Annotated in this window: 17 protein-coding genes; 11 read left to right on the top strand and 6 right to left on the bottom strand. The window is 63.4% G+C overall.

From position 1 onward, the window contains the following. Nucleotides 1–15: 15 nt before the first annotated feature. Genes GM676_RS03015 through GM676_RS03000 form a run of 4 tightly spaced genes read left to right on the top strand, consistent with a single transcriptional unit; the run spans nucleotide 16 to nucleotide 4704 of the window. Nucleotides 16–678 carry a response regulator gene (locus GM676_RS03015; RefSeq protein ID WP_155461879.1) on the top strand — a complete coding sequence of 221 codons (663 nt, stop codon included), beginning with the start codon at nucleotides 16–18 and terminating at the stop codon, nucleotides 676–678. After that, the gene (locus tag GM676_RS03010; RefSeq protein WP_155461878.1) at nucleotides 675–1985 is read left to right on the top strand and encodes an ATP-binding protein; all 1311 of its coding nucleotides are present in this window, start codon (nucleotides 675–677) and stop codon (nucleotides 1983–1985) included. Before GM676_RS03015 ends, GM676_RS03010 begins: the two co-directional genes overlap by 4 nt. A gap of 60 nt (nucleotides 1986–2045) precedes the next feature. Beyond that, on the top strand, nucleotides 2046–3086 hold the full coding sequence (locus GM676_RS03005) for a bifunctional UDP-4-keto-pentose/UDP-xylose synthase (protein ID WP_155461877.1): 1041 nt from the start codon (nucleotides 2046–2048) through the stop codon (nucleotides 3084–3086). Nucleotides 3087–3090: 4 nt separating this feature from the next. Further along, nucleotides 3091–4704: a glycosyltransferase family 39 protein gene (locus tag GM676_RS03000; RefSeq protein WP_371866080.1), complete on the top strand. Its 1614-nt coding sequence runs from the start codon at nucleotides 3091–3093 to the stop codon at nucleotides 4702–4704. Between the two features lie 127 nt (nucleotides 4705–4831). Here the strand turns inward: GM676_RS03000 and GM676_RS02995 are convergent, their stop codons facing one another. Further along, on the bottom strand, nucleotides 4832–5593 hold the full coding sequence (locus GM676_RS02995; protein ID WP_155461876.1) for a DUF4351 domain-containing protein: 762 nt from the start codon (nucleotides 5591–5593) through the stop codon (nucleotides 4832–4834). Between the two features lie 138 nt (nucleotides 5594–5731). Here GM676_RS02995 and GM676_RS02990 point away from each other — a divergent pair, with 138 nt between their 5' ends. Beyond that, on the top strand, nucleotides 5732–6769 hold the full coding sequence (locus GM676_RS02990) for an SDR family oxidoreductase (protein ID WP_155461875.1): 1038 nt from the start codon (nucleotides 5732–5734) through the stop codon (nucleotides 6767–6769). Here GM676_RS02990 and GM676_RS02985 read toward each other — a convergent pair. Next, nucleotides 6766–9444 carry a bifunctional acetate--CoA ligase family protein/GNAT family N-acetyltransferase gene (locus GM676_RS02985; RefSeq protein WP_155461943.1) on the bottom strand — a complete coding sequence of 893 codons (2679 nt, stop codon included), beginning with the start codon at nucleotides 9442–9444 and terminating at the stop codon, nucleotides 6766–6768. The two genes, GM676_RS02990 and GM676_RS02985, sit on opposite strands and share 4 nt — an antisense overlap. Before the next feature lie 117 nt (nucleotides 9445–9561). Here GM676_RS02985 and GM676_RS02980 point away from each other — a divergent pair, with 117 nt between their 5' ends. The 3 genes from GM676_RS02980 (at nucleotide 9562) to GM676_RS02970 (ending at nucleotide 13064) form a co-directional block, all read left to right on the top strand. Further along, nucleotides 9562–11619, top strand: a complete 2058-nt coding sequence (locus GM676_RS02980; RefSeq protein WP_155461874.1) for a TonB-dependent siderophore receptor — start codon at nucleotides 9562–9564, stop codon at nucleotides 11617–11619. Further along, entirely contained in the window at nucleotides 11616–12746 is a 1131-nt protein-coding gene (locus GM676_RS02975; RefSeq protein WP_155461873.1) for an acetyltransferase domain-containing protein, read from the top strand. The genes GM676_RS02980 and GM676_RS02975 overlap by 4 nt, the downstream gene beginning before the upstream one ends. 75 nt (nucleotides 12747–12821) lie before the next feature. Beyond that, nucleotides 12822–13064, top strand: coding sequence for a hypothetical protein (locus tag GM676_RS02970; protein ID WP_155461872.1), 243 nt, complete (start codon nucleotides 12822–12824; stop codon nucleotides 13062–13064). Here GM676_RS02970 and GM676_RS02965 read toward each other — a convergent pair. Next, nucleotides 13039–13935, bottom strand: a complete 897-nt coding sequence (locus GM676_RS02965) for a LysR substrate-binding domain-containing protein (protein ID WP_371866079.1) — start codon at nucleotides 13933–13935, stop codon at nucleotides 13039–13041. The genes GM676_RS02970 and GM676_RS02965 overlap by 26 nt on opposite strands. Nucleotides 13936–14021: 86 nt before the next feature. Between GM676_RS02965 and GM676_RS02960 the strand changes: the two genes are divergently transcribed. Then, nucleotides 14022–15083, top strand: coding sequence for a tartrate dehydrogenase (locus GM676_RS02960; RefSeq protein WP_155461871.1), 1062 nt, complete (start codon nucleotides 14022–14024; stop codon nucleotides 15081–15083). On the opposite strand, the gene GM676_RS02955 is transcribed toward GM676_RS02960, so the two are convergent. After that, complete coding sequence (locus GM676_RS02955; protein ID WP_155461870.1) at nucleotides 15076–16353, bottom strand: cation:proton antiporter; 1278 nt, start codon at nucleotides 16351–16353, stop codon at nucleotides 15076–15078. The two genes, GM676_RS02960 and GM676_RS02955, sit on opposite strands and share 8 nt — an antisense overlap. Before the next feature lie 74 nt (nucleotides 16354–16427). On the opposite strand from GM676_RS02955, the gene GM676_RS02950 reads away from it, so the two are divergent. Together GM676_RS02950 and GM676_RS02945 are read left to right on the top strand one after the other, a co-directional pair. Then, entirely contained in the window at nucleotides 16428–16865 is a 438-nt protein-coding gene (locus GM676_RS02950; RefSeq protein ID WP_170304198.1) for a nuclear transport factor 2 family protein, read from the top strand. Continuing rightward, a complete protein-coding gene (locus GM676_RS02945) occupies nucleotides 16862–17509 on the top strand; it encodes a pentapeptide repeat-containing protein (protein ID WP_308936668.1) in 648 nt (215 codons plus the stop codon). The genes GM676_RS02950 and GM676_RS02945 overlap by 4 nt, the downstream gene beginning before the upstream one ends. 3 nt (nucleotides 17510–17512) lie before the next feature. Here the strand turns inward: GM676_RS02945 and GM676_RS02940 are convergent, their stop codons facing one another. Then, nucleotides 17513–19216: a tannase/feruloyl esterase family alpha/beta hydrolase gene (locus GM676_RS02940; RefSeq protein ID WP_155461867.1), complete on the bottom strand. Its 1704-nt coding sequence runs from the start codon at nucleotides 19214–19216 to the stop codon at nucleotides 17513–17515. 95 nt (nucleotides 19217–19311) lie between these two features. Then, nucleotides 19312–20472: an ABC transporter substrate-binding protein gene (locus GM676_RS02935; RefSeq protein ID WP_155461866.1), complete on the bottom strand. Its 1161-nt coding sequence runs from the start codon at nucleotides 20470–20472 to the stop codon at nucleotides 19312–19314. Between the last annotated feature and the right edge of the window lie 9 nt (nucleotides 20473–20481).

Below are 20481 nucleotides of genomic sequence, written 5' to 3'. Positions count from 1 at the left end.
TAGAAGGAAGCCGCCATGCGCTTGCTGCTGGTCGAAGACGATCCGATGATCGGCGAGAGCATCGAGGAAGGCCTGCGTGGCGAAAGCTACGCGGTCGACTGGGTGCGCAATGGCGGCGATGTTGAACTGGCATTGTCCGGCGTCGCCTATGACCTGATGCTGCTGGACCTCGGGCTGCCGGGCAAGCAAGGCATGGAAGTACTGCGCGCCGCCCGTGCGCGCGGCGACGACTTGCCGGTGCTGATCATCACCGCGCGCGACGGCACGCCGGCGCGCGTGGAAGGCCTTGACGCAGGCGCCGACGATTACCTCGTCAAACCCTTCGACCTGGATGAGCTGCTGGCGCGCATCCGCGCGCTGCTGCGCCGGCGCGTCAATCGCACGCGCTCCGTCATCGAGCACGGCGGCTTGAAGCTGGATCTTGCCAGTCATGAGGCCACGTTCGAGGGCCATCTGGTCAAGCTGTCGGCGCGCGAGTTCTCGGTGTTGCGCGCGCTGCTGGACCATCCCGGCAAGGTCGTCTCAAAGTCGCAGCTGGAAGAAAAGCTGTACGGCTGGAATGCCGAAGTGGAAAGCAATACCGTCGACGTTTACGTTCACCACCTGCGCAAGAAGTTCGGCTCGGACTTCATCAAGAATGTGCGCGGCGTAGGCTACAAGATCGCGGCGGTGCCGTGAAAACCATACGCCAGCAATTGCTGATTGGCTTGCTGGGCGCCACCGTGGTGTGCGTGTTGGGCGCCGGCGCTTTGCTGTATCGCTCTTTGCGGATGGAAACCAACGAACTGGCCGACCTGCAACTGCGCCAGCTGGCGGTGGCACTGCCTAACGAATTCGCGCCCGACAGTGGCTTGCCGGCAGCAGAAGATCCCGAAGAAGAATTTGTCCTGCAAGCCTGGGATGAGCAGGGCATGGAAGTGCATGCCACCCACGGCCTGCCGCCATTGCCGCGCTACGCGGTGCAAGGCTTCACCACCGTCAAGATCGACGGCCATCACTGGCGCCTGTACGGCGAGCAGCGGCGCGGACGCTATGTGCAGGTGGCGCAGCCGCTGGCGGTGCGCAACAAGCTGGCGGCGGAAATGGCGCTGCGTTCCGGTGCGCCGCTGATTGTGTTTGCGCTGGTGCTGGGCGTGTTGGTGGTCGTGGTGGTGGGGCGTGCCCTCGGCCCCTTGCATCGGCTGGCGCAAGCGGTGCAGGGGCGGTCGCCATCGGCGCTGGAACCGCTGCCCACCGACGATCTGTCGCCCGAACTGCGCCCGGTGGCGCTGGCGCTCAACACCCTGATGCGGCAGTTCGACGATGCCATGACCGCGCAGCGCACCTTTGTGGCCGATGCAGCGCACGAACTACGCTCGCCGCTCACCGCGCTGAAGCTGCAATTGCAACTGGTCGAACGCGCGCCCAACGATGAGGCACGCGCGCTGGCGCTGGCCAAGCTGGATGAGCGGCTGGACCGCAGCACCCATCTGGTGCGCCAGCTGTTAAGCCTGGCGCGCCACGAAACCTCACTGGCAGTGGCACCGCGCAAACCGGTCGATCTGGGCCAGTTGCTGGCCGATGCGGTATCGGATCATTCCACGCTGGCCGAGAGCCGCGACATTGACCTTGGCATCGAGGCGCCATGCCGGGTGCTGGTGGATGCCGACGAAGACAGTCTGCGCGTGCTGTTGAATAATCTGGTCGACAACGCCTTGCGCTATACCCAGCGCGGCGGCCGGGTCGATTTGCAGGCCGGCCTGGAGGAGGGCCGTCCGCTGCTGCGCGTGCGAGACAACGGTCCTGGCGTGCCGGCCGAATCCCGCAATCGCCTGTTCGACCGCTTCTACCGCCCGGATGGCCAGCAGGTGTGGGGCGCGGGACTGGGCCTGTCGATCGTGCGCAATATCGCCGATCATCACCATGCGGATATCGTTCTGGCCGCGGGGGACGGAGACCATGGTTTGAGCGTTACGGTACTGTTTCCCGCTACTCCGAAAATTTAATGCTGCGTTAATACTTGGTCAGGCAGAATGCCCGATCCTGAAATTAAGCGGTAGCGTTAAATGAAAAAAGTTCTCATTCTGGGCGTGAACGGTTTTATCGGCCATCACCTGTCCAAGCGTATCCTCGAAACCACCGACTGGCATGTGTACGGCATGGACATGAGCACGGACCGTATCGGCGATCTGCTGGGTCATCCGCGCATGCACTTCTTCGAAGGCGACATCACCATCAACAAGGAATGGGTGGATTACCACGTCAAGAAGTGCGACGTGATCCTGCCGTTGGTCGCCATCGCCACCCCGTCGACCTACGTGAAAGCGCCGCTGCGCGTGTTTGAACTGGACTTCGAAGCCAACCTGCCCATCGTGCGTTCGGCCGCCAAGTACGGCAAGCACCTGGTGTTCCCGTCGACCTCGGAAGTGTACGGCATGTGCCACGACGAGGAATTTGACCCCGAGAACTCGGAACTGATCTGCGGCCCGATCAACAAGCCGCGCTGGATCTACTCCAACGCCAAGCAGCTGATGGACCGCGTGATCTGGGGCTACGGCATGGAAGGCCTGAACTTCACCCTGTTCCGTCCATTCAACTGGATCGGCGCCGGCCTGGATTCGATCCACACGCCGAAGGAAGGCTCGTCGCGCGTGGTGACCCAGTTCTTCGGCCACATCGTCCGTGGCGAGAACATCTCGCTGGTCGACGGCGGCCACCAGAAGCGCGCCTTCACCGACATCGACGACGGCATCGACGCGCTGATGAAGATCATCGAGAACAAGAACGGCGCCGCCACCGGCAAGATCTACAACATCGGCAACCCGGTCAACAACTACTCGATCCGCGAGCTGGCCAACATGATGCTGGAACTGGCGCCGAAATACCCTGAGTACGCCGACGGCGCCGCCAAGGTCAAGATCGTCGAGACCACCTCGGGCGCCTACTATGGCGCCGGCTACCAGGATGTGAAGAACCGCGTGCCGAAGATCACCAACACCTGCGAAGAACTGGGCTGGAAACCAACCACCACCATGGCCGACGCGCTGAAGAAAATCTTCGACGCCTATCGCGGCCAGGTGGCCGCCGCCAAAGAACTGGTGAACTGACGCCGTGCGTTCGAAGACCGCGTGGTATCTGCTGGCCGCCGTTTTCATGGTGGCGTCGCTGCTCGTGCTCAACGTGCGGACCTTGCTGCCGCCGGATGAGGGCCGTTACGCTGAAATGGCGCGCGAGATGCTGCTCAGTGGCGACTGGATCACCACGCGGCTGAACGGCATCAAATACTTCGAAAAGCCGCCGTTGCATACATGGATGAGCGCCTTGTCGTTTGCGGTGTTCGGCATCGGCGACTGGCAGGCGCGTTTGTGGAATGGCGTGGCGGGCATTTTCGGCGTGCTGATGGTGGCCTATACCGGGACCCGCGTGTTTGGCGGCCGCGCCGGCGCGTATGCGGCCATGGTGCTGGCGTCGATGGTGTTCTGGGTCGGCGCATCGCAATTCAATTCACTGGATCTGGGTGTGGCCGTGACCATGGCGGCTGCGCTGTGTGCCTTGCTGATCGCACAGCAGGACGATGCCACAGTGGCGCAACGGCGGTGCTGGATGCTGGTGTGCTGGGCGGCGATGGCCTTGTCCTTGCTGGCCAAAGGCTTGATCGGCATTGTGCTGCCCGGCGGTGTACTGGTGCTGTATGCGCTGCTGAGCGGCGACCGAGGCATCTTGCGCCGCCTGCATATCGGTGTTGGCTTGCCCCTGTTCCTGCTGATCGCCTTGCCGTGGTTCCTGTTGGTGGCGGCGCGTAATCCTGAGCAGCCGGCGTTCTTCTTCATCCACGAGCATTGGGACCGCTTCTTCCTGAAAGAGCATCACCGCGAAGGCCCGTGGTACTACTTCCTCGTCCTGTTGCTGCCTGCCGCCACACCGTGGATCGCTATCGCGCCGGCCAGCGTGGCCGCCGCGCGCCACCGGCTGCCGGGGCGTTTTCAGCCGGCGATACTGCTGGCGATCTGGATCATCTTCATCCTCGTATTCTTCAGCTACTCCAGCTCCAAGCTGCCAGGCTACATGCTCCCGGTGTTTCCGGCGCTGGCGTTGCTGATTGGTCGTCAACTGGAATCCGCCTCGCGCGATACGGCGCTTGCGCTGGCCGTGCTGTTGGCTGTTATCGGCACCGCAGGCCTGTGCGGGGCGCTGTTTGCACCGGGCGTAGACAGCGTGCGTCACCTGCTGTTGGGCGCCAGCCTGGCGGCGCTGCTTGGGGCGGGCATGGCGTGGGCCGCTGAATGGCGTGGCATGCGCACGGCGGCGATCCTGTCCCTGGCGTGCTCCGGCTGGGCGCTGACGCAATTGTCGCTGGCCGCCACCGAGCCTTATGGCCGCGGCGAGGCGGGTGCCGCCATGGCGAAGGCTTTGCGGCCGGAGCTGACGCCGTCCACGCCGGTCTATTCGGTCGGCGCCTACGAACAGTCGATGACGTTCTACATGGCGCACAAGGTGATCACGGTGGCCTACACCGATGAACTGGCGTTCGGCCTGCAACAGGAGCCGCAACTCGGCATCCCGACGCTGGAGGAATTCATGGCGCGCTGGCGCGCCCGTGCCGCGCAGGGCCAGCCGCAGTATGCCATCATGCGGCCGGCCATGTATCGCGAACTGCGACAGCGCCAGTTGCCGATGCGCGTGCACGCCAGCGGCGAGCGGGTGCTGATCGTCGCATCGCTCTGAGATCAGCTTTTGATGCCACTGATCCGGATGTTTTCACCCGTGCAGCGTTTTGTCGATGGTGGCGCCGTAGAAATGTCAGTGCTATCCGGTGCGGCGTAGTATCTTCACGGAGAGTCTGTCTCGTTTTTTATCCAAAAATCTGCTTCAGTGTCTGCGCGGTCGGCAACGCATCGCTCCAGACTTCTATTTGTTCCAGGCTGGCTTGAGCGAGCTTCTTGCGGGTGGCTTGTGGTAATGCTCCGAAACGCCGCTCAAGTTGCCGTTCAAAAAGTGCGGCCGCGCCTTTCTTGCGGCCCGACTCCTCACCTTCCTGCCGACCTTGTTTGCGGCCTTGTTTGCGACCTTGCTTGACGCCTTGCTCGATGCCTTGCTTGATGCCTTGTTTCACGCCTTTTTTGATACCGTCGTCAACGAATGATTGCCACATTGGGCTAAGCACTAGTTTCATGGTCGGTTCCTTTCCAAATCGAAGGATGGCTTGCCGATAGCGTCGCTGGTACAGATCGGGTAAGGCCATCATCCAGTCGACTACATTGAGTAATACGATTATGCGCCGTTCGCGCCAGTCATGCTGGTACACCAGCCGTGTCAAGTACAGCTTGGCTGCATAGAGTTTGTCAGCATCATGATGAGCTTGCTGTGTCAGCAAGTGGGCCAGCGAGACCCAGGCTATCGGATTGTCAGACGCCGCCAGCGCCTGAAGATCCCCCGCATAGTCGAGTAGCTTGGCGGTGCCGAAGGAAAACTCAATCGTCGTTTCCGGCAATTGCTGATGAAAGCTGTTCGGACGCCAGTCGGGATCGTCGTCGGCCAATAGCACCAGGCTGGTTACCGGCAAGCCATACGTCTCCGCTATCCGATAGTTGTAGTCACGCATGCGTTGTGGCATTCGACATCCGCACAGTCTGCGCGCAGATCGTTCTCTGCTGTATGACAAAAGGCAAACAACTTTTTTGTCATGAGAGGTCTCGCACAGAAGGTGGGCTGCGGTGGGCAGACACTGTTCGTTCACTTTAAGGAGGACTCAATGGCTATCCGTTTGAAGAAACTCAGTTCACAAGTCATCGTCATCACCGGCGCCACCAGCGGCATCGGGCTGACCACCGCGCGCATGGCGGCGGGCAAGGGGGCGAAACTGGTATTGGCCGCGCGCGACAGCGAGGCGCTCGACAAGCTGGCCGCCGAGTTGCGCGCAGGCGGCCACGAGGCGCTGGCGGTGCCGACCGATGTCGGTTCGCACGACGAGATAGCGGCGCTCGGCCGTGCCGCCATCCAGCGCTACGGTCGCATCGACAGCTGGATCAACAACGCTGGCATTTCCATCTTCGGCCGCTATCTGGACGTGCCGCTGGAAGATCATCATAAACTGTTCCAGACGAATTTCTGGGGCGTGGTCAACGGCTCTCTGGTGGCGCTGAAGCTGATGCGCGAGAACGGCGGAGCCATTATCAATCTGGGCAGCGAGTTGTCGGAACGCTCGGTGCCGTTGCAGGGCATGTACTCCGCATCCAAGCACGCGGTCAAAGGCTTTACCGACAGTCTGCGCATGGAGGTGGAAAAGGAAGACTTGCCGATCTCGGTCACGCTGATCAAGCCGGCCGGCATCGACACCATGTTCGTGCCGCACGCGCGCAACTACATGAAGAACGAGCCGGAGCTGCCAGCGCCCTTGTACGCGCCAGAACTGGTGGCGGACGCCATCCTGTTCGCGGCCGAGCACCAGCAGCGCGACATCTTCGTTGGCGGCGCGGCCAAGATGGTGGCGCTGGAAGCGCAGGCCATGCCGCGCATGCTGGACAAAGTCATGAACCTGTTGATGTACCGTCAGCAGCAGAAACACCTGCCTTCGGCGCCGGACCGCAGCGATGCGCTGTACCAGCCTAACGGCATCGAGCTACAGCAGCGCCAAGGCGGCCACGAAAACCCGGTGCTGGAGCGTTCGGCCTACACCTATCTGACCACACGCGGCAAGCCGCTGGCGCTATCGCTGCTGGTTGGTGGCGCGGTGCTGGCGGCGTGGAAAATGAGCACGCCGGCAGCCGCACCCAAGTCGCAGACGCCTTAGAGCGCCTTGCTGCACAACTGGAATTCCGGATCGTCCTCGTAAGGACGCATCTGGAATCCCAGGCTGGTCATCAGCTTGAGCATGGGACGGTTCTTGCGCAACACCAGGCCGACGATCTCGGTCAGGCCGCGGTCGCGCGCCACGTCCATGATCTCCAGCATCAGGCGCGTGCCCAGGCCCTGGCCGCTGAATTTGTCGTCCACCAGCAGCGAGAACTCGCAGCTGCTGCGGTCCGGATTGGCGATGTAGCGCGACACGCCGATGATGCTTTCGGTCTCGTGGAAACTGCCGTCGTCTTCCACCGTGCGCGTGGTCAGCACCGCCACCAGCGCCATTTCCCGGTCATAGTCGATCAGCGAGTAGCGCGCCAGCATCTGCGCCGACAGTTCGCGCAGCGAGGAGGCGAAGCGGTTGTAGCGCGATTGCTCGGACAGGCCGCGCACCAGCGCTTGCAGCATCTCGGCATCGGTCGGCTGCACCGGGCGCAGGGCGTACTGGCCGCCGCCGCGCATCGGCCATTCGCTGGCGTAGTTGGATGGATACGGCATGATGGCCAACTGGTCGTAGCGCTGCGCCAGCGGCGGCGCGGCGCCGACCACCACGCGCGCATCCACCGCCAGCACGCCGTTCTGGTCGACGATCAGCGGGTTGATATCCAGTTCGCGCAGCTGCGGCAGTTCGCACACCATCTCGGATACGCGCAGCAGGATGTGTTCAATCGCTTGCAGGTCCACCGCCGGCGCGCCGCGCCATTCGCCCAGCGTGCTGGCGACGCGGGCGCGGGCGATCAGGCGCTGCGCCAGGAATTGGTTCAACGGTGGCAGTTCGACCGCGCGGTCGTTGAGCAGGTCGATCATGGTGCCGCCGGCGCCAAAGCCGATCACGGGCCCGAACAGCGGATCGCTGGCGGCGCCGATGTACAGCTCGCGGCCATCGCGCTTGCCGGCCATGCGCTGCACGGTCACGCCATTGATGCGCGCCTCCGGTTGCAGGCGCTGGACGTTGGCCAGCATATCGTTGTAGGCGGCAGAGAGGGCGGCGGCATCGCTCAGGTTCAGCACCACGCCCTGGACTTCGGATTTGTGGCTGATGTCGGGCGAGTCGATTTTCAGCGCCACCGGATAGCCCAGCTGCGCGGCGATCAGCTGCGCCTCGGCCGCACTGCGGGCCGGCATGGTGGGCGTGATCGGGATGTGGAAGGCGGCCAGCAGGGCCTTCGATTCCATCTCGGTCAGCACGCTGCGGCGCTCTGCCAGCACACTCTCGACCAGTCGGCGCGCACCATCCAGGTCCGGCTTGGCCAGCTGCGACAGCGGCGGCGGGGTTTGCTGGAGCAGCTGCTGGTTCTGATAGAACACGGCGATGCTGCTGAAGCCATCGACCGCCGCTTCCGGCGTGCGGAAACTAGCCAGTCCAGATTGCGCGATCAGGTGACGCGCCGGTGTCACGCGTTCGTCGCCCATCCAGCAAGTCAGCAGGGGCTTGCTCAGGCCACGTCCGGCTTCGGCCACGCCGCGCGCCACCGCCAACGGGTCGCCATCGAGCTTGGGCGAGTAGATCACCAGCAGACCGTCTATATTGGGATTCTGGGCGCAGGAGCGGATGGCGGCGGTGTAGTGTTGCGGGCCGGCTTCCTCGGACAAATCCAGCAGGTCGGTCAGGGTGGCGTGCTGCGGCAGCTCGGGCGCCAGCGCCTGCGCGGCTTCGGCGCCGGCCTGGCCCAGTTGCAGGCCCAGTTTCGCCAGCCAGTCGGCGGCCAGCACACCGGGGCCGCCGCCATTGCTGATCACCGCCAGGCGTGGACCCACCGGGCGATAGCGCGAGGCCAGGCATTTGGCGGCGGCGAACAGCTGGACGAAGGTGTCCACCCGCACCGCACCGGTACGCCGCAGCGCCGCGTCGAACACTTCGTCGCTGCCGATCAGGGTGCCCGAGTGGGTGGCCGCCGCGCGCGAGGCCGCCGCACCGTTGCCGGCCTTGATGATCACCACCGGCTTGGTGTTGGCCGTGCTGCGCAAGGCCGACAGGAAGCGGCGCGCATCGGTGATGCCTTCCATGTAGATGACGATGCTTTCGGTGGCCGGATCGGTGGCCAGGAAGTCCAGCGCCTGCGGCAGGTCGACCGCCGTATTCGGTCCCAGCGACACCACGGCGGACAGGCCGACCGCGTTGGAGCCGGCCCAGTCGAGGATGGCCGAGGTGAGGGCGCCGGATTGCGAGATCAGCGCCAGGCTGCCGGCTTGCGGCAGCTTGCCCGCAACGCCGGCATTCAAGTGCAGGCGCGGACGCTGGAAGCCCAGGCTATTGGGGCCCAGCAGGTGCATGTCATGCTTGCGGGCGATGGCGTGCAGTTCGGTCGCTTGCGCCGGCAGCACGCCGGTCGACACGATCAGCGCCGACTTGCACTGGATGCGGCCGGCCACTTCCAGCGCGAACGCCAGTTCATCGTTGGGCAGGGCGATCAGCGCCAGGTCGGCGCGCGACTGCACCAAGTCGGCCAGCGTGCCGGTCATGCTGACATCGAGGAAGGTCAGGCTGCCCTGGTAGCCGCCGTCGCGCAGCTGCGCGCAGATGGCGCGGCCGAACATGCTTTGGCGCTCCGGTTCATCGGGCGGTCCGGCAAATACCACGATGGATTTGGGCGCAAACAGCGGGCTTAGATAGTGCAGATCCATGACTTCCTTTTTCAACAGCGACAGGCAGACCACACTATACGACATCGTACGTCCTTCTTGCTAATGCAAGGTTCTTGCATTTGTGTATAATGCAGCCCACTTGCATTAATGAAAGGGATGTTCATGTACCGTACCGGGCTGGCTGTGTGTATCGCGGCTGTTTATCCTGTGTTGGCCGTGGCCGACGAGGTAGTGGAGATTGTGGCGCAGCGGCAGCCGTATCGCAGCCTGTCCGCCACCGGCGCCACCAGGACCGAGACCGACCTGAAGGACTTGCCGCAAAGCGCCCGTGTGCTGACGGCCGACATGCTGAACGACGCCGGCGTGAACCGCTTTGCCGATGCGCTGGATATGGGCAGCGGCATTTCGCGCCAGAGTAATTTCGGCGGAGTATGGGACAGCTACGCGGTGCGCGGCTTTACCGGCGATCCGAATTACGGCTCCGACTTTCTGGTCAACGGCTTCAGTTCCAGCCGAGGCTACAACGGCTTGCGCGACAGCGCCGATATCGGGAGCATCGAGATCCTGAAAGGCCCGGCTTCGGCGCTGTATGGACGCGGCGAGCCCGGTGGCATCATCAACATCATCACGCGCAAGCCGCTGTTTCAACCGGCATACACGATAGAGCAGTCGCTGGCATCGCACCATACGTGGCGCAGCGCGGTGGACTTGACTGGGCCGTTGAGCGAGTCGGTCGCGTACCGCCTGAACGCGGCGTATGAGAAAGGCGATAGCTTCCGCGATACCCTGTCTTCGCGGCGGCATATGGTGTCGCCATCGTTGATCTGGCGTTTGTCGGATCGGACCACACTATCGTATGAGCTGGAGGCTTTTGAGCAGCAGGCATACTTCGATCGCGGTGTGGTGGCGGTGAAGGGCGTGCTGGGCCTGATTCCGAACTCGCGCTTCCTCGGCGAGCGCGCCGACGGGCCGATGAAGGTCAGGTCCACCGGCCATCAGCTGTTTGTGCAGCATGACTTCAACGAAAACTGGTCGCTGCAAAGCGGTTTCTCGTACCGCGATAGTTCGATGATGGGCTTTTCAACCGAGGCCTCCACGTTGCAAGCGGACGGGCGCACCCTGTGGCGCCAGCGCCGCTATCGCGATTTCTCGGCGCAGGACTGGTCGGGCCGTATTGAGGTGCTGGGCAAGGTGGGCGCGCATCATATGCTGGCTGGGGTGGACGGCTATCGTTTCGTCGACGACCGCCTGCAACTGCGCAAGAGCCCCAATGCGGCGGCGCCTTACGCCATCGATATCTACGCGCCGGTGTATGGCGGCGTGCAGCCGGTGACGCTTGGGCCGTCGATCAATACCCGCGAACAGCAGTGGCAGACCGCGTTCTATGCCCAAGACCAGATTGATCTTGGCGCGCAGTGGAAGGCGCTGTTTGGCGTAAGGCGCGATGCGTATCGCCAGACCATCAGCAATTACAACCGGGGCGGCTTGCGGAATCACCAGGCGCTGGAGACCACCAGTCCTCGCTTGGGGATGGTGTATCAGCCGGACCGGCAGTTGACGCTCTACGCTTCGGTCGGCAAGTCGTTTCGGCCGAACAGTGGCATCGGCATCAACAACGAATCGTTCCCGGCCGAGAGCAGCCGCGCCTACGAAACCGGCGCGAAATACGATACGGCTGACGGCAAGGCAAGCGGCACGCTGGCGTTGTACTCGATCCGCAAGAAGAATGTGCTGACATTGAATCCGCTCGACACCAATTTTTCGCTGGCCGCCGGTGAAGTCGGCAGCAAGGGCGTGGAACTGGATGTGGCGGGCGAGATTGCGCCCAAATCGCAGCTGTCGTTCTCCTACGCCTATACCGACGCCAGGGTATTGCGCGACAACGTGCTGGCAGTCGGCGGTGCGCTGGCGAATGTGCCCAAGCAGAGCGCCAACCTGATGCTGGTGCGGACCGTGGGCAAAGCCACGCTGGGCGGCGGCCTGAATTACGTCGGCGAGCGCAATGGCGACGTGGCGATCAGCAGCACCTTCAGGCTGCCGGCCTACACCACGGCCAGGCTGGTGTCGTCATACTCGCCGACGCCGAAGCTGCGGCTGTCGCTCGACATCGATAACCTGTTCGACAAAGTGTACTACCCGAGTTCCTACCAACAAACGTGGGTGGCGCCGGGCGAAGATCGCCGCATCACTCTGAAAGTGCAGTACAAGTTATGAAACGTGTCGCCTCGATTGACGTGATGCGTGGCCTGGTCATGATGATCATGATGGTGGACCATGTGCGCGAAACCTTCTTCCTGCGCTGGCAGGTCAGCGATCCGATGAATGTGGCCGACACCGATCCGGGCTTGTTCTTCAGCCGTATCGCCGCGCATTTCTGCGCGCCGGTGTTTGTGTTACTCACCGGTTTATCGGCATGGCTGTATGCGCATCCTGCCAGCGGACCGCGTTCGCCGGCCGGTTTCCTGTTCAAGCGCGGTCTGTTCCTGATTGTGCTGGAGATTTGCGTGGTCAGTGTGGCCTGGTCGGGGCGCATACCGCCGCCCACCATCTACCTGCAAGTGATCTGGGCGATCGGATTGTCGATGATCGCGCTGGCAGTGCTGCATCGCTTGCCGCGCGGCGTGCTGATTGCGCTGGGGCTGATCATTGTGTTTGGCCACAACATGCTGACGCCGATCACCTTCCAGCCGGGCGACGCCGGCTACATTCCATGGACCGTCTTGCATGACCGCGGCTTCCTGGTGGCTGAAGGCGCCTTGAAGATCAAGGTGAGCTATCCGCTGCTGCCTTGGATAGGCGTGATTGTGCTGGGCTACGCAGCCGGACCGTGGTACGCGTCGGCCATCGCGCCCGAGCGGCGCCGTCGCTTGCTGGCCGGCGCCGGTGTGCTGGCGCTGGCGCTGCTGGCCGTGCTGCGAGGCCTTAACCTGTATGGCGAAACCTTGCCGTGGCAGCCGGGTGGGGATGCGCTGCACACCGCCATGTCCTTCCTCAACGTGACCAAGTATCCCCCGTCGCTGGCGTTCCTGCTGCTGACGCTGGGCGTGGGCATGCTGGTGCTGGCCTGGCTGGAGCCGCGCGACAACGCCTTCCTGCGCATCTGCGCCACCTTTGGCGGCGCGCCGATGTTTTACTATCTGCTGCACTTATTCGTGCTGCTGGCGTTGCAGACCCTGGCGGTCGCGGCGCTGGGCGCCAACCACGGCCAGCGCTATGAGTTCGACAGCCTGTGGCAAGTATGGGCCACGAGCGCTGTGCTGATACCGCTGCTGTACTGGCCGTGCCGCGCCTTCGGTAACTTCAAGCGCCGCACCGGCATGGCGTGGGTACGCTACCTCTGAGCATCCGTGGGCTGCCGCACATACAGGCGGCAGCCAGGCGGCGATGCTGTCTGTACTCAACACGGAAAGCTGCTGATGGATGACTGGCTCGACATGCTGCAATGGCCGGCGATGGTGGTCACGGTGGCGGCGGGGCTGCTGGTCGGCTCCAAGTCGCCAGGCCGCCGCATCGCAGGATTTTGTGTGTTCTTACTGAGTAATCTGCTGTGGGTCGTGTGGGGCTGGCATGACGATGCCTGGGCACTGATCGCATTGCAGCTTTGCCTGGCAGTGACCAATCTGCGCGGCATCTTCAAAAACGAAGATGCCGCTCCATGAATTCAACGCAGACGCGCACTTTGGCGGAACTGGCCAGCCGCTGCGGATACACTGCCCAGACATTGGCGCTCTGGGTGTACTGGGGCAGTACCTGTACAAGTTCGCCACTGTGCAGGTGCGGTTGGGCGTCCCACTGTGAACGCAGCACAATGCCGGCGCCGGCCACCGCCCATTGCAGCGCGATCTCGCCATGATTGGAGGATAGCGAGCCGGTGACCTTGACCGTTTCTTCGGCGCCGCCGGCGCTGCGCAGCGACCACACGCCGAACGGCAAATCGCGCTCCTTGATGGCCAGGCAGTTGTGTCCCGCCAGTTCCTGCAAATTGCGCGGCGTGCCGTGCTGCTTCAGATACGACGGCGCCGCACACAGGATGCGGTGGTTGGACATCAGCTTGCGGGCAATCAGATGCGGCGCGATGTCGTCGCCAATCCGGATATCGAGATCAAAACCCTCTGCCACGATGTCGACCAGACGGTCGAACACTTCAAACCGCACCTGTAGCGAGGGATGCGCCGCCACCAGCCGCGCCACCACCGGCGCCACCACGTTGCGGCCGAAGCCGAAGCTGCTGCTGATGCGCAGCAGGCCGCGCGGCACCTCGCGCCGCTCAGCCACTTCGTGCAGCAGGCTGTCGAGGTTTTCCAGTATCGTCATGGCGTGGGCATAAACCCGCTCGCCGTCCTCGCTGACCACCACCCGACGCGTGGTGCGGTGGAACAGGCGCACGCCCAGCGCGTGCTCCAGCAGGCCGATACGCTTGCTGACGTAGGCCGGCGACATGCCCAACTCCTCGGCCGCCGCCGCAAAGCTGGCCTTGCGCGCCGCTATGGCAAACACACGCAGGTCTTCGTTGTCGATTTGATTATTCACGATTCGTGGCTTATGGTATTACGATTTGACTGATTATAAACGCTGCCAATCGGTTTATGCTGTGGCTTTCCATGAGGGGAGCAGCCATGAAAGTACATAAAATCGCGGTGCTGGCAGGCGACGGCATCGGCAAGGAAGTCGCGCCGGAGGGCGTGCGGGCGGTGGAGGCGGCGGCGCGGCGCTTCAATTTCGCCGTCGAGTGGACCACTTTCGAGTGGCCCAGCTGCGAGTACTACCTCAAGCACGGCAAGATGATGCCGGACGACTGGATGGCGCAGCTGGCGGGCTACGACGCGCTGTTCTTCGGCGCGGTCGGCTGGCCGGAAACGGTGCCGGATCACGTGTCGCTGTGGGGATCGTTGCTGCAATTCCGCCGCCAGTTCGACCAGTACATCAATCTCCGCCCGGTGCGCCTGCTGCCCGGCGTGCCATGCCCGCTGGCGAACAAGCAGCCTGGCGATATCGACATGGTCATCGTGCGCGAAAATACCGAGGGCGAATACTCCAGCGTCGGCGGCCGCATGTTCGCGGGGACGGAGCGCGAGTTCGTGCTACAGGAAGCCATCTTCACCCGCACCGGCGTGGACCGCGTTTTGAAATTTGCGTTTGAACTGGCGCGGAAGCGGCCGAAGAAGCACCTGACTTCCGCCACCAAGTCCAACGGCATTTCGATCAGCATGCCGTACTGGGATGAGCGGGTCGACGCCATGGGCCTGAACTATCCGGAGATCAGGCATGACAAGTACCACATCGACATCCTGACCGCGCGCTTCGTGCTGTCGCCGGAACGCTTCGACGTGGTGGTGGCGTCCAATCTGTTTGGCGACATCCTGTCCGATCTTGGCCCTGCGTGTGCCGGTACCATCGGCATTGCGCCATCGGCCAACCTGAACCCGGAGCGGAATTTTCCGTCGCTGTTTGAACCGGTGCACGGCTCGGCGCCCGACATCTACGGCCGGAATATCGCCAATCCTATCGCCATGATCTGGTGCGGCGCCATGATGCTGGACTTCCTTGGCCACAGTGACGCGCACGATGCGATGGTGGCCGCGATCGAACGCGTGCTGGTCGAAGGCCCGCGCACGCCGGACATGGGCGGCACGGCCAGCACCACGGAGGTTGGCGCGGCCATCGCCGCACTCATTTAGTATCGATCAAGGGTTTGACGCTGAAGCCATGCACCAGTATCGACAGCATGATGACGCCGAGCGCGATGCCGGTCAGCTCCCGCGCCAGATTGGGCGGCAGGCCGGCCTGTATCGCAAACACCAGGTAGAAGATCGAGCCGATGCCGCGCACGCCGAACCAGCCTATCATGGCGCGCATGCGCTTGCTGACGCCACTGCCCATCAAACCAGTGTAGACAGCCAGCGGCCTGGCGATCACGAACAGGAAGGCGGCGACGCCGATGGTTTCGTAAGGCAGTTCTTCCAGCGAGATCATGCCGCCCAGGATCAGCACCAGCGTCAGCTCCGACAGGCGCTCAAGGTGCTCCTTGAAGACCAGCGCTTCGGCGCTGACCACCAGCGGCACTTCGCTGGCTTGCGCGACTTCGGATTTGGCCACGTCCGGCTCCAGCAATCCCTGACGGTCCTTGGGCGCGCCGGCCAGCACCAATTCGGTCTGGCGCAGCGCCACTGCCGCAAAAAACACGGCGAGGTAGCCGGAAGCCTTGACCATGCTGGCCACGCCGTACACGATGGCGATCAGGCCGAGTGCCACCAGGTCATCCATGATCTCGTGACGCGGCTTGACGATACGCAGCCGCCAGCCCAGGCGCGCCAGCCCGGCGCCGGCCATCACGCCCACCGCCACCGAAGCCGCCGTGGCCCAGATAACATCCACCAGCAGCCAGCGCAGGTGATGCTCGCCGGTGCCGCCGATGCCCAGCATGCCGAGACCCAGCAGCACGAAGGGGAAGGCGCTGCCGTCGTTCATGCCGGCTTCGCAGGTGAGGGTGAAGCGCAACTGGTCTTTGTCGCCGGGATGGCGCACTTGCACGTCGGTGGCCAATACCGGATCGGTGGGCGCCAGTATTCCACCCAGCAGGATGGCCGCGCCGGGTGGCATGTGCAGCACGTAGTGGGCAAACAGCGCCACCAGCGCCACGGTCAGCGTCATCGACAGCCACGCCAGCCGCAGCGGCGCATCCCAGCGTGACAGCTTGAACGGCACCGGCATCTTGATCCCGGCCGAGAACAGGGAGATCAGCAGGGCGATCTGCGTCATCATCTCCAGCAGGCCGGATTGCGCCGATGGATCGAAGCGCAACAGGCCGAAGAAACTGGGGCCAAGCAAGACGCCCACGCACAGGTAGACGATGGCCGAGGTGAACGGCGACCGTGAGATCGTCGTCGCCGCCAGGCCACGCGCCAGCATCAGCAGGCCGACCAGCAGGAACCATTGATTTGTGCTCATGCCGTCAGGCTAAGAGTATTTCTTCAACTTGTATGTGGGTTAGGGCACGGAGTAGCGGTTATACTCGGCCTACCATGAAAAAAATCCTGCTCTCCCTGTTTGGTGCGCTGCCGTTGATCGCATCTGCCGCGCCTTGCCTGCCTGCGCCCGCCCTGATCGAGCGCGATGCGCAATACGAAGAAGCGCTGCGCGTCGGGAACGTGCAGTTTTTGCAATCGCTGCTGGCGGAGGATTATGTGTGGGTGCACTCGCTCGGCTCGCAGATCGAATCGCGCGCCAGCCTGCTGGCTCGGCTGGCCAAGCCGGTGGTGTTCAAGGCGCGCGGCACCAGCGACGTGCATGTGCACGTGCAGGGCGATACTTCTGTTGTACGCGGCGTCAGCACCACCGAGCAGTGGAATGCCGACGGCACGACTTGGCGCACCAACCGCTACCAGTTCATGCGCACTTACGTCAACGTGAACGGTGAATGCAAGCTGCTGTCGGTCCAAACCATGAATCTGAAACAATGACGCGCGACGAACTGGAACAGCAACTGGCGCAAGGCGTGCGCCGTTTCGAGAATGACGCGTTTGACGATCAAGACCTGTCCCGGCTCGATCTGCAAGGGTGCGTGTTTGAGCGCTGTACCTTTGCCGGGACCTCGCTGTTTGCCAGCAAGCTGGCGCGTTCGCAGTGGCTGCGCTGCCGTGGCGGCGGCGCGGATTTTGAATCGGTCGATGCGGTGGATGCGCGTTTTGACGGTTGCGATCTGAATAACAGCAAATGGCGTCGTTCCAAGCTGGCCTCGGCCGCCTTCCACGGCTGCAAACTGACCGGCGCCTCGTTTGAAGAAGTGGCGCACCTCGGCATTCATTTTGAAGAGTGCTTGCTGGTGGGCGCGGATCTGCGCGGCTTCTCGTTCCGCAAGGCGACGTTGAAAGAGCTGGATTTTTCCGAAGCTTATCTCTCTGGCTGCGATTTTCGTGAGGCCGTGTTTGAAGGCGGCAGTTTGCGCAACGCGGTGCTCAAGCTGGCCAAGTTCCAGGGGGCCGACCTGCGCGCGGCCAGCATCGAAGGCGTGAGGCTGACCGAGGCAGGTTTGTTCAAAGGCGCGGTGATCTCGCACGCGCAGGCTGCCAGCTTCCTGCGCGAGCTCGATCTGATCGTGGTCTAAAGCCTACTCACAAGTGAAGTTGGCGGCGTCCTCGATGCTGCCGCTGCCCTTGTACTTGGCGGCTTTGGGATAAGGGCACAGCGGGCGGGTACGCGTGGCGGACCAGCCGGCCGGCAGGTCGGCATTGACGCCGCCCGCATTGCCCGCGCCGCGCACACTGGCCTGCACGCTGTCCGGCGCCTTGCCTTGCTCCACCCAACTGACCAATGGCGCCAGCATGTCGAACTGATCAGCCGTCGGGCCGCCGGCACAGTGGTTCATGCCGGGTACCGCGAAGAAGCGCGCAAAGTTGGACGCATCGCCGCCATTCGCGGTACGCAGCGCGTTATACCACGCCGTGGTATCGTCGCTGGAGAAGATAGGATCGCTGGTGCCGTGATAAACCATGATCTTGGCGCCGCGATTCCTCAACGTCGACAGGTCCGATGGATTCGGCGGCATCATGAACGACAGCGCGCTCTCGGTGAAGGTGGCGTTGGTCGCTCCCACCTTGGCCAGCATGCTGGCAAGGTCGCCGGTCAGCGCGAAATTCGGCCCGTTGAAGGTGGCCGGATCTTCCGGCGGCACCGACCAGATGATGCCCACCGCGCCGGTATCGAGCAGGAAGGAAGCGCTGAATTTCCACCACGCCCAGCCATCGGTCGCCAGCCCGGCGTCGTACGGGAAGCTCGAATAGATCTTCGCGCCGGCCGCCGTGGTGGCGCCGCTGAACAAGCCGCCGATGGCGGTCTTCTGCGTCGCGCTCAGGCAAGTGCCGTCGCGCGAGCCGCTGCAAGTCGGCACATCGCGATTCAGGTCGAAGGCCGCCTGGCAGGCTTGCGTGTTCTGCACCATGCCGTCGGTGGCGCCGTCGAGCGCATCGCACTTGGCCAGAATCGCCTTGGACACCAGCGTGCGCTCCGCTTGCGTGAAGCCGGTCGACAGGTCGCCCGGTGTGGAGGCCAGCGCATTGTAGGTCTTGGCGCCGGCGATATTCGCGATGGCCGCCAGCGGCAGGCGGAAACCGGGGTTCCCCACCAGGAAGCCGTCGTACTGGTCGCCGTAGCGCGCCGCCGCCACCATGGTGTGACGGCCGCCATTGGAGCAGCCGCCGATGTAGGAACGGTCCGGCTTCTTGCCGTAGGCGGTTTCGATGATGTACTTGGCCATCGGCGTCAGCTTGCCCACTGCCTGGTAGCCGTAGTCCAGCCGCGCCTGTGGATCGGTGCCGAAGAAGGGCGTGGCTGGCGCGTGGCCGGCGTCGGAGCTGATCACGGCGAAGCCCTTGTTGAGGGCATTATCGAGCACGCCGCCGCCACCCACTTCGCCGGTGGCCGTCACCACCGTGCCATCCACGCCGCCATTGGCCTGATAGAAGAAGCGGCCGTTCCAGTTGTTCGGCAGCCGCATCTCGAAGCCGATGGCGTAGCTCTTGCCGTCGACCGCGCTGGTGCGCTTGTACATCTGGCCCGTGACCTGGCAGTGCGCCGGCACCGGCTTGCCGCCGACAGTGAGCGTGCCGGCCGCGATGGCGTTGGCCGCCGTGATGGTGGTATTGGCGAAGTTGATTTTGCTCGCCAGGTCCGCGCAGTTGCTCAGCGTGGCGCCGGTGGCCGCGCTCAGTTGCGGCAGGCCGCCGGACGTGGTGGCTTTGGTGCCTGAACCGCCGCAAGCAGTCAGCAGGACGGCGACAGACGCCGCCACCGCGGTCAATCGGGTGTTTTTCATGTGGGTGTCTCCTCTATGCACAGGTGATGGACGTGCCGGCCCGCGCCGCCTTCTGTGGGCGGCGTCTGGACCGGCATCGGGGTACTACTCGGTTATCAGATCGGCGCGACGTCCTTGAGCACGCCGACAGGCTGGTTAATCAGCTTGCCATTGACCTTTTTCACTTCGCGGATGTACATGTTCTGCACGATGTCGCGCGTAGCAGGGTCGATGGAGATCGGGCCGCGCGGACTGTCCCACTTCATGTTGGACAGTATCTGCATGGCCTTGTCGCCGGTGACCGTGCCATTCAGCTTGCGGACGGTCTCGTAGATCATGCCCATGGTGTCGTAGGCGGCCACGGTGACGAAGGTCGGCGGCAGCGCCTTTGGCAGGGCGGCGGCATACGCGGCCAGGAAGGCTTTGTTGGCCGGGTTGTCCAGCGCGGTCGAATAGTTCAGCACCGTGACGGCGCCCAGTGCGCGATCGCCCAGGGCTTCCAGCGTCGGCGAATCGCTGGTCATGTCGCCCACGCCCAGGAACTTGATGCCTGCCTTGTCCAGGCCTTTGTCGCTGAAGGCTTTCAGCAGGGCGGTGCCGTCTTCGGCGCCCGGAGCGAAGAAGAACAATGCGTCCGGCTTCTCATCCTTTACACGCTGGATGAATGGGGAGTAGTCCGGATTCGCCAGCGGCACGCGCGAGGAGCCGACGATCTTGCCGCCGCCAGCCGTAAAGCCCTTGTTGAAGCGCGCCTCGGCGTCGATGCCGGTGCTGTAGTCGCTCACCAGGGTGTACACCTTGCCCACCTTGTTGGCCGCGCTCCAGGTGCCGAATGGCTCGGTCATCTGCTGCATGGTCATGCTGGTGCGCAGCATGTACGGCGACTTGGCGGTGATGCCGGTGGTGACGGCGTTCATCACGATCATCGGAATCTTGGCCTGGGTGGCGATCGGCGCCACCGCCAGTGCGCTGGGCGTCAGCGAGAAACCGATCAGGAAGCTGACTTTCTCACGCGTGATCAGCTCCTGTGCGGCGCGCTTGGACAGGTCGGCGTTGGAGCCGCCATCGTCGCGGTACACGATCTCGATCTTCTTGCCGGCGACCTTGTCGCCGTATTGCTGCATATAGGTCTTGATACCGTCTTCGAAGGGCTTGCCGATGTTGGCGAAAGGCCCGCTCAGCGCGGCGATGACGCCGATGCGGATGGTGTCCTGCGCGTGCACCACACCAGTCATCATCAGCGCCACGCCCAGCAATGCTACTTTTTTCAGTTTCATATTTGTCTC

This window comes from Duganella radicis (genome assembly GCF_009720825.1).
In the GTDB taxonomy this organism is placed as follows: Bacteria; Pseudomonadota; Gammaproteobacteria; order Burkholderiales; family Burkholderiaceae_D; genus Rugamonas; species Rugamonas radicis.
Note: the sequence above shows the minus strand (reverse complement) of the source record. Positions and strands in the feature narration are given on the sequence as shown.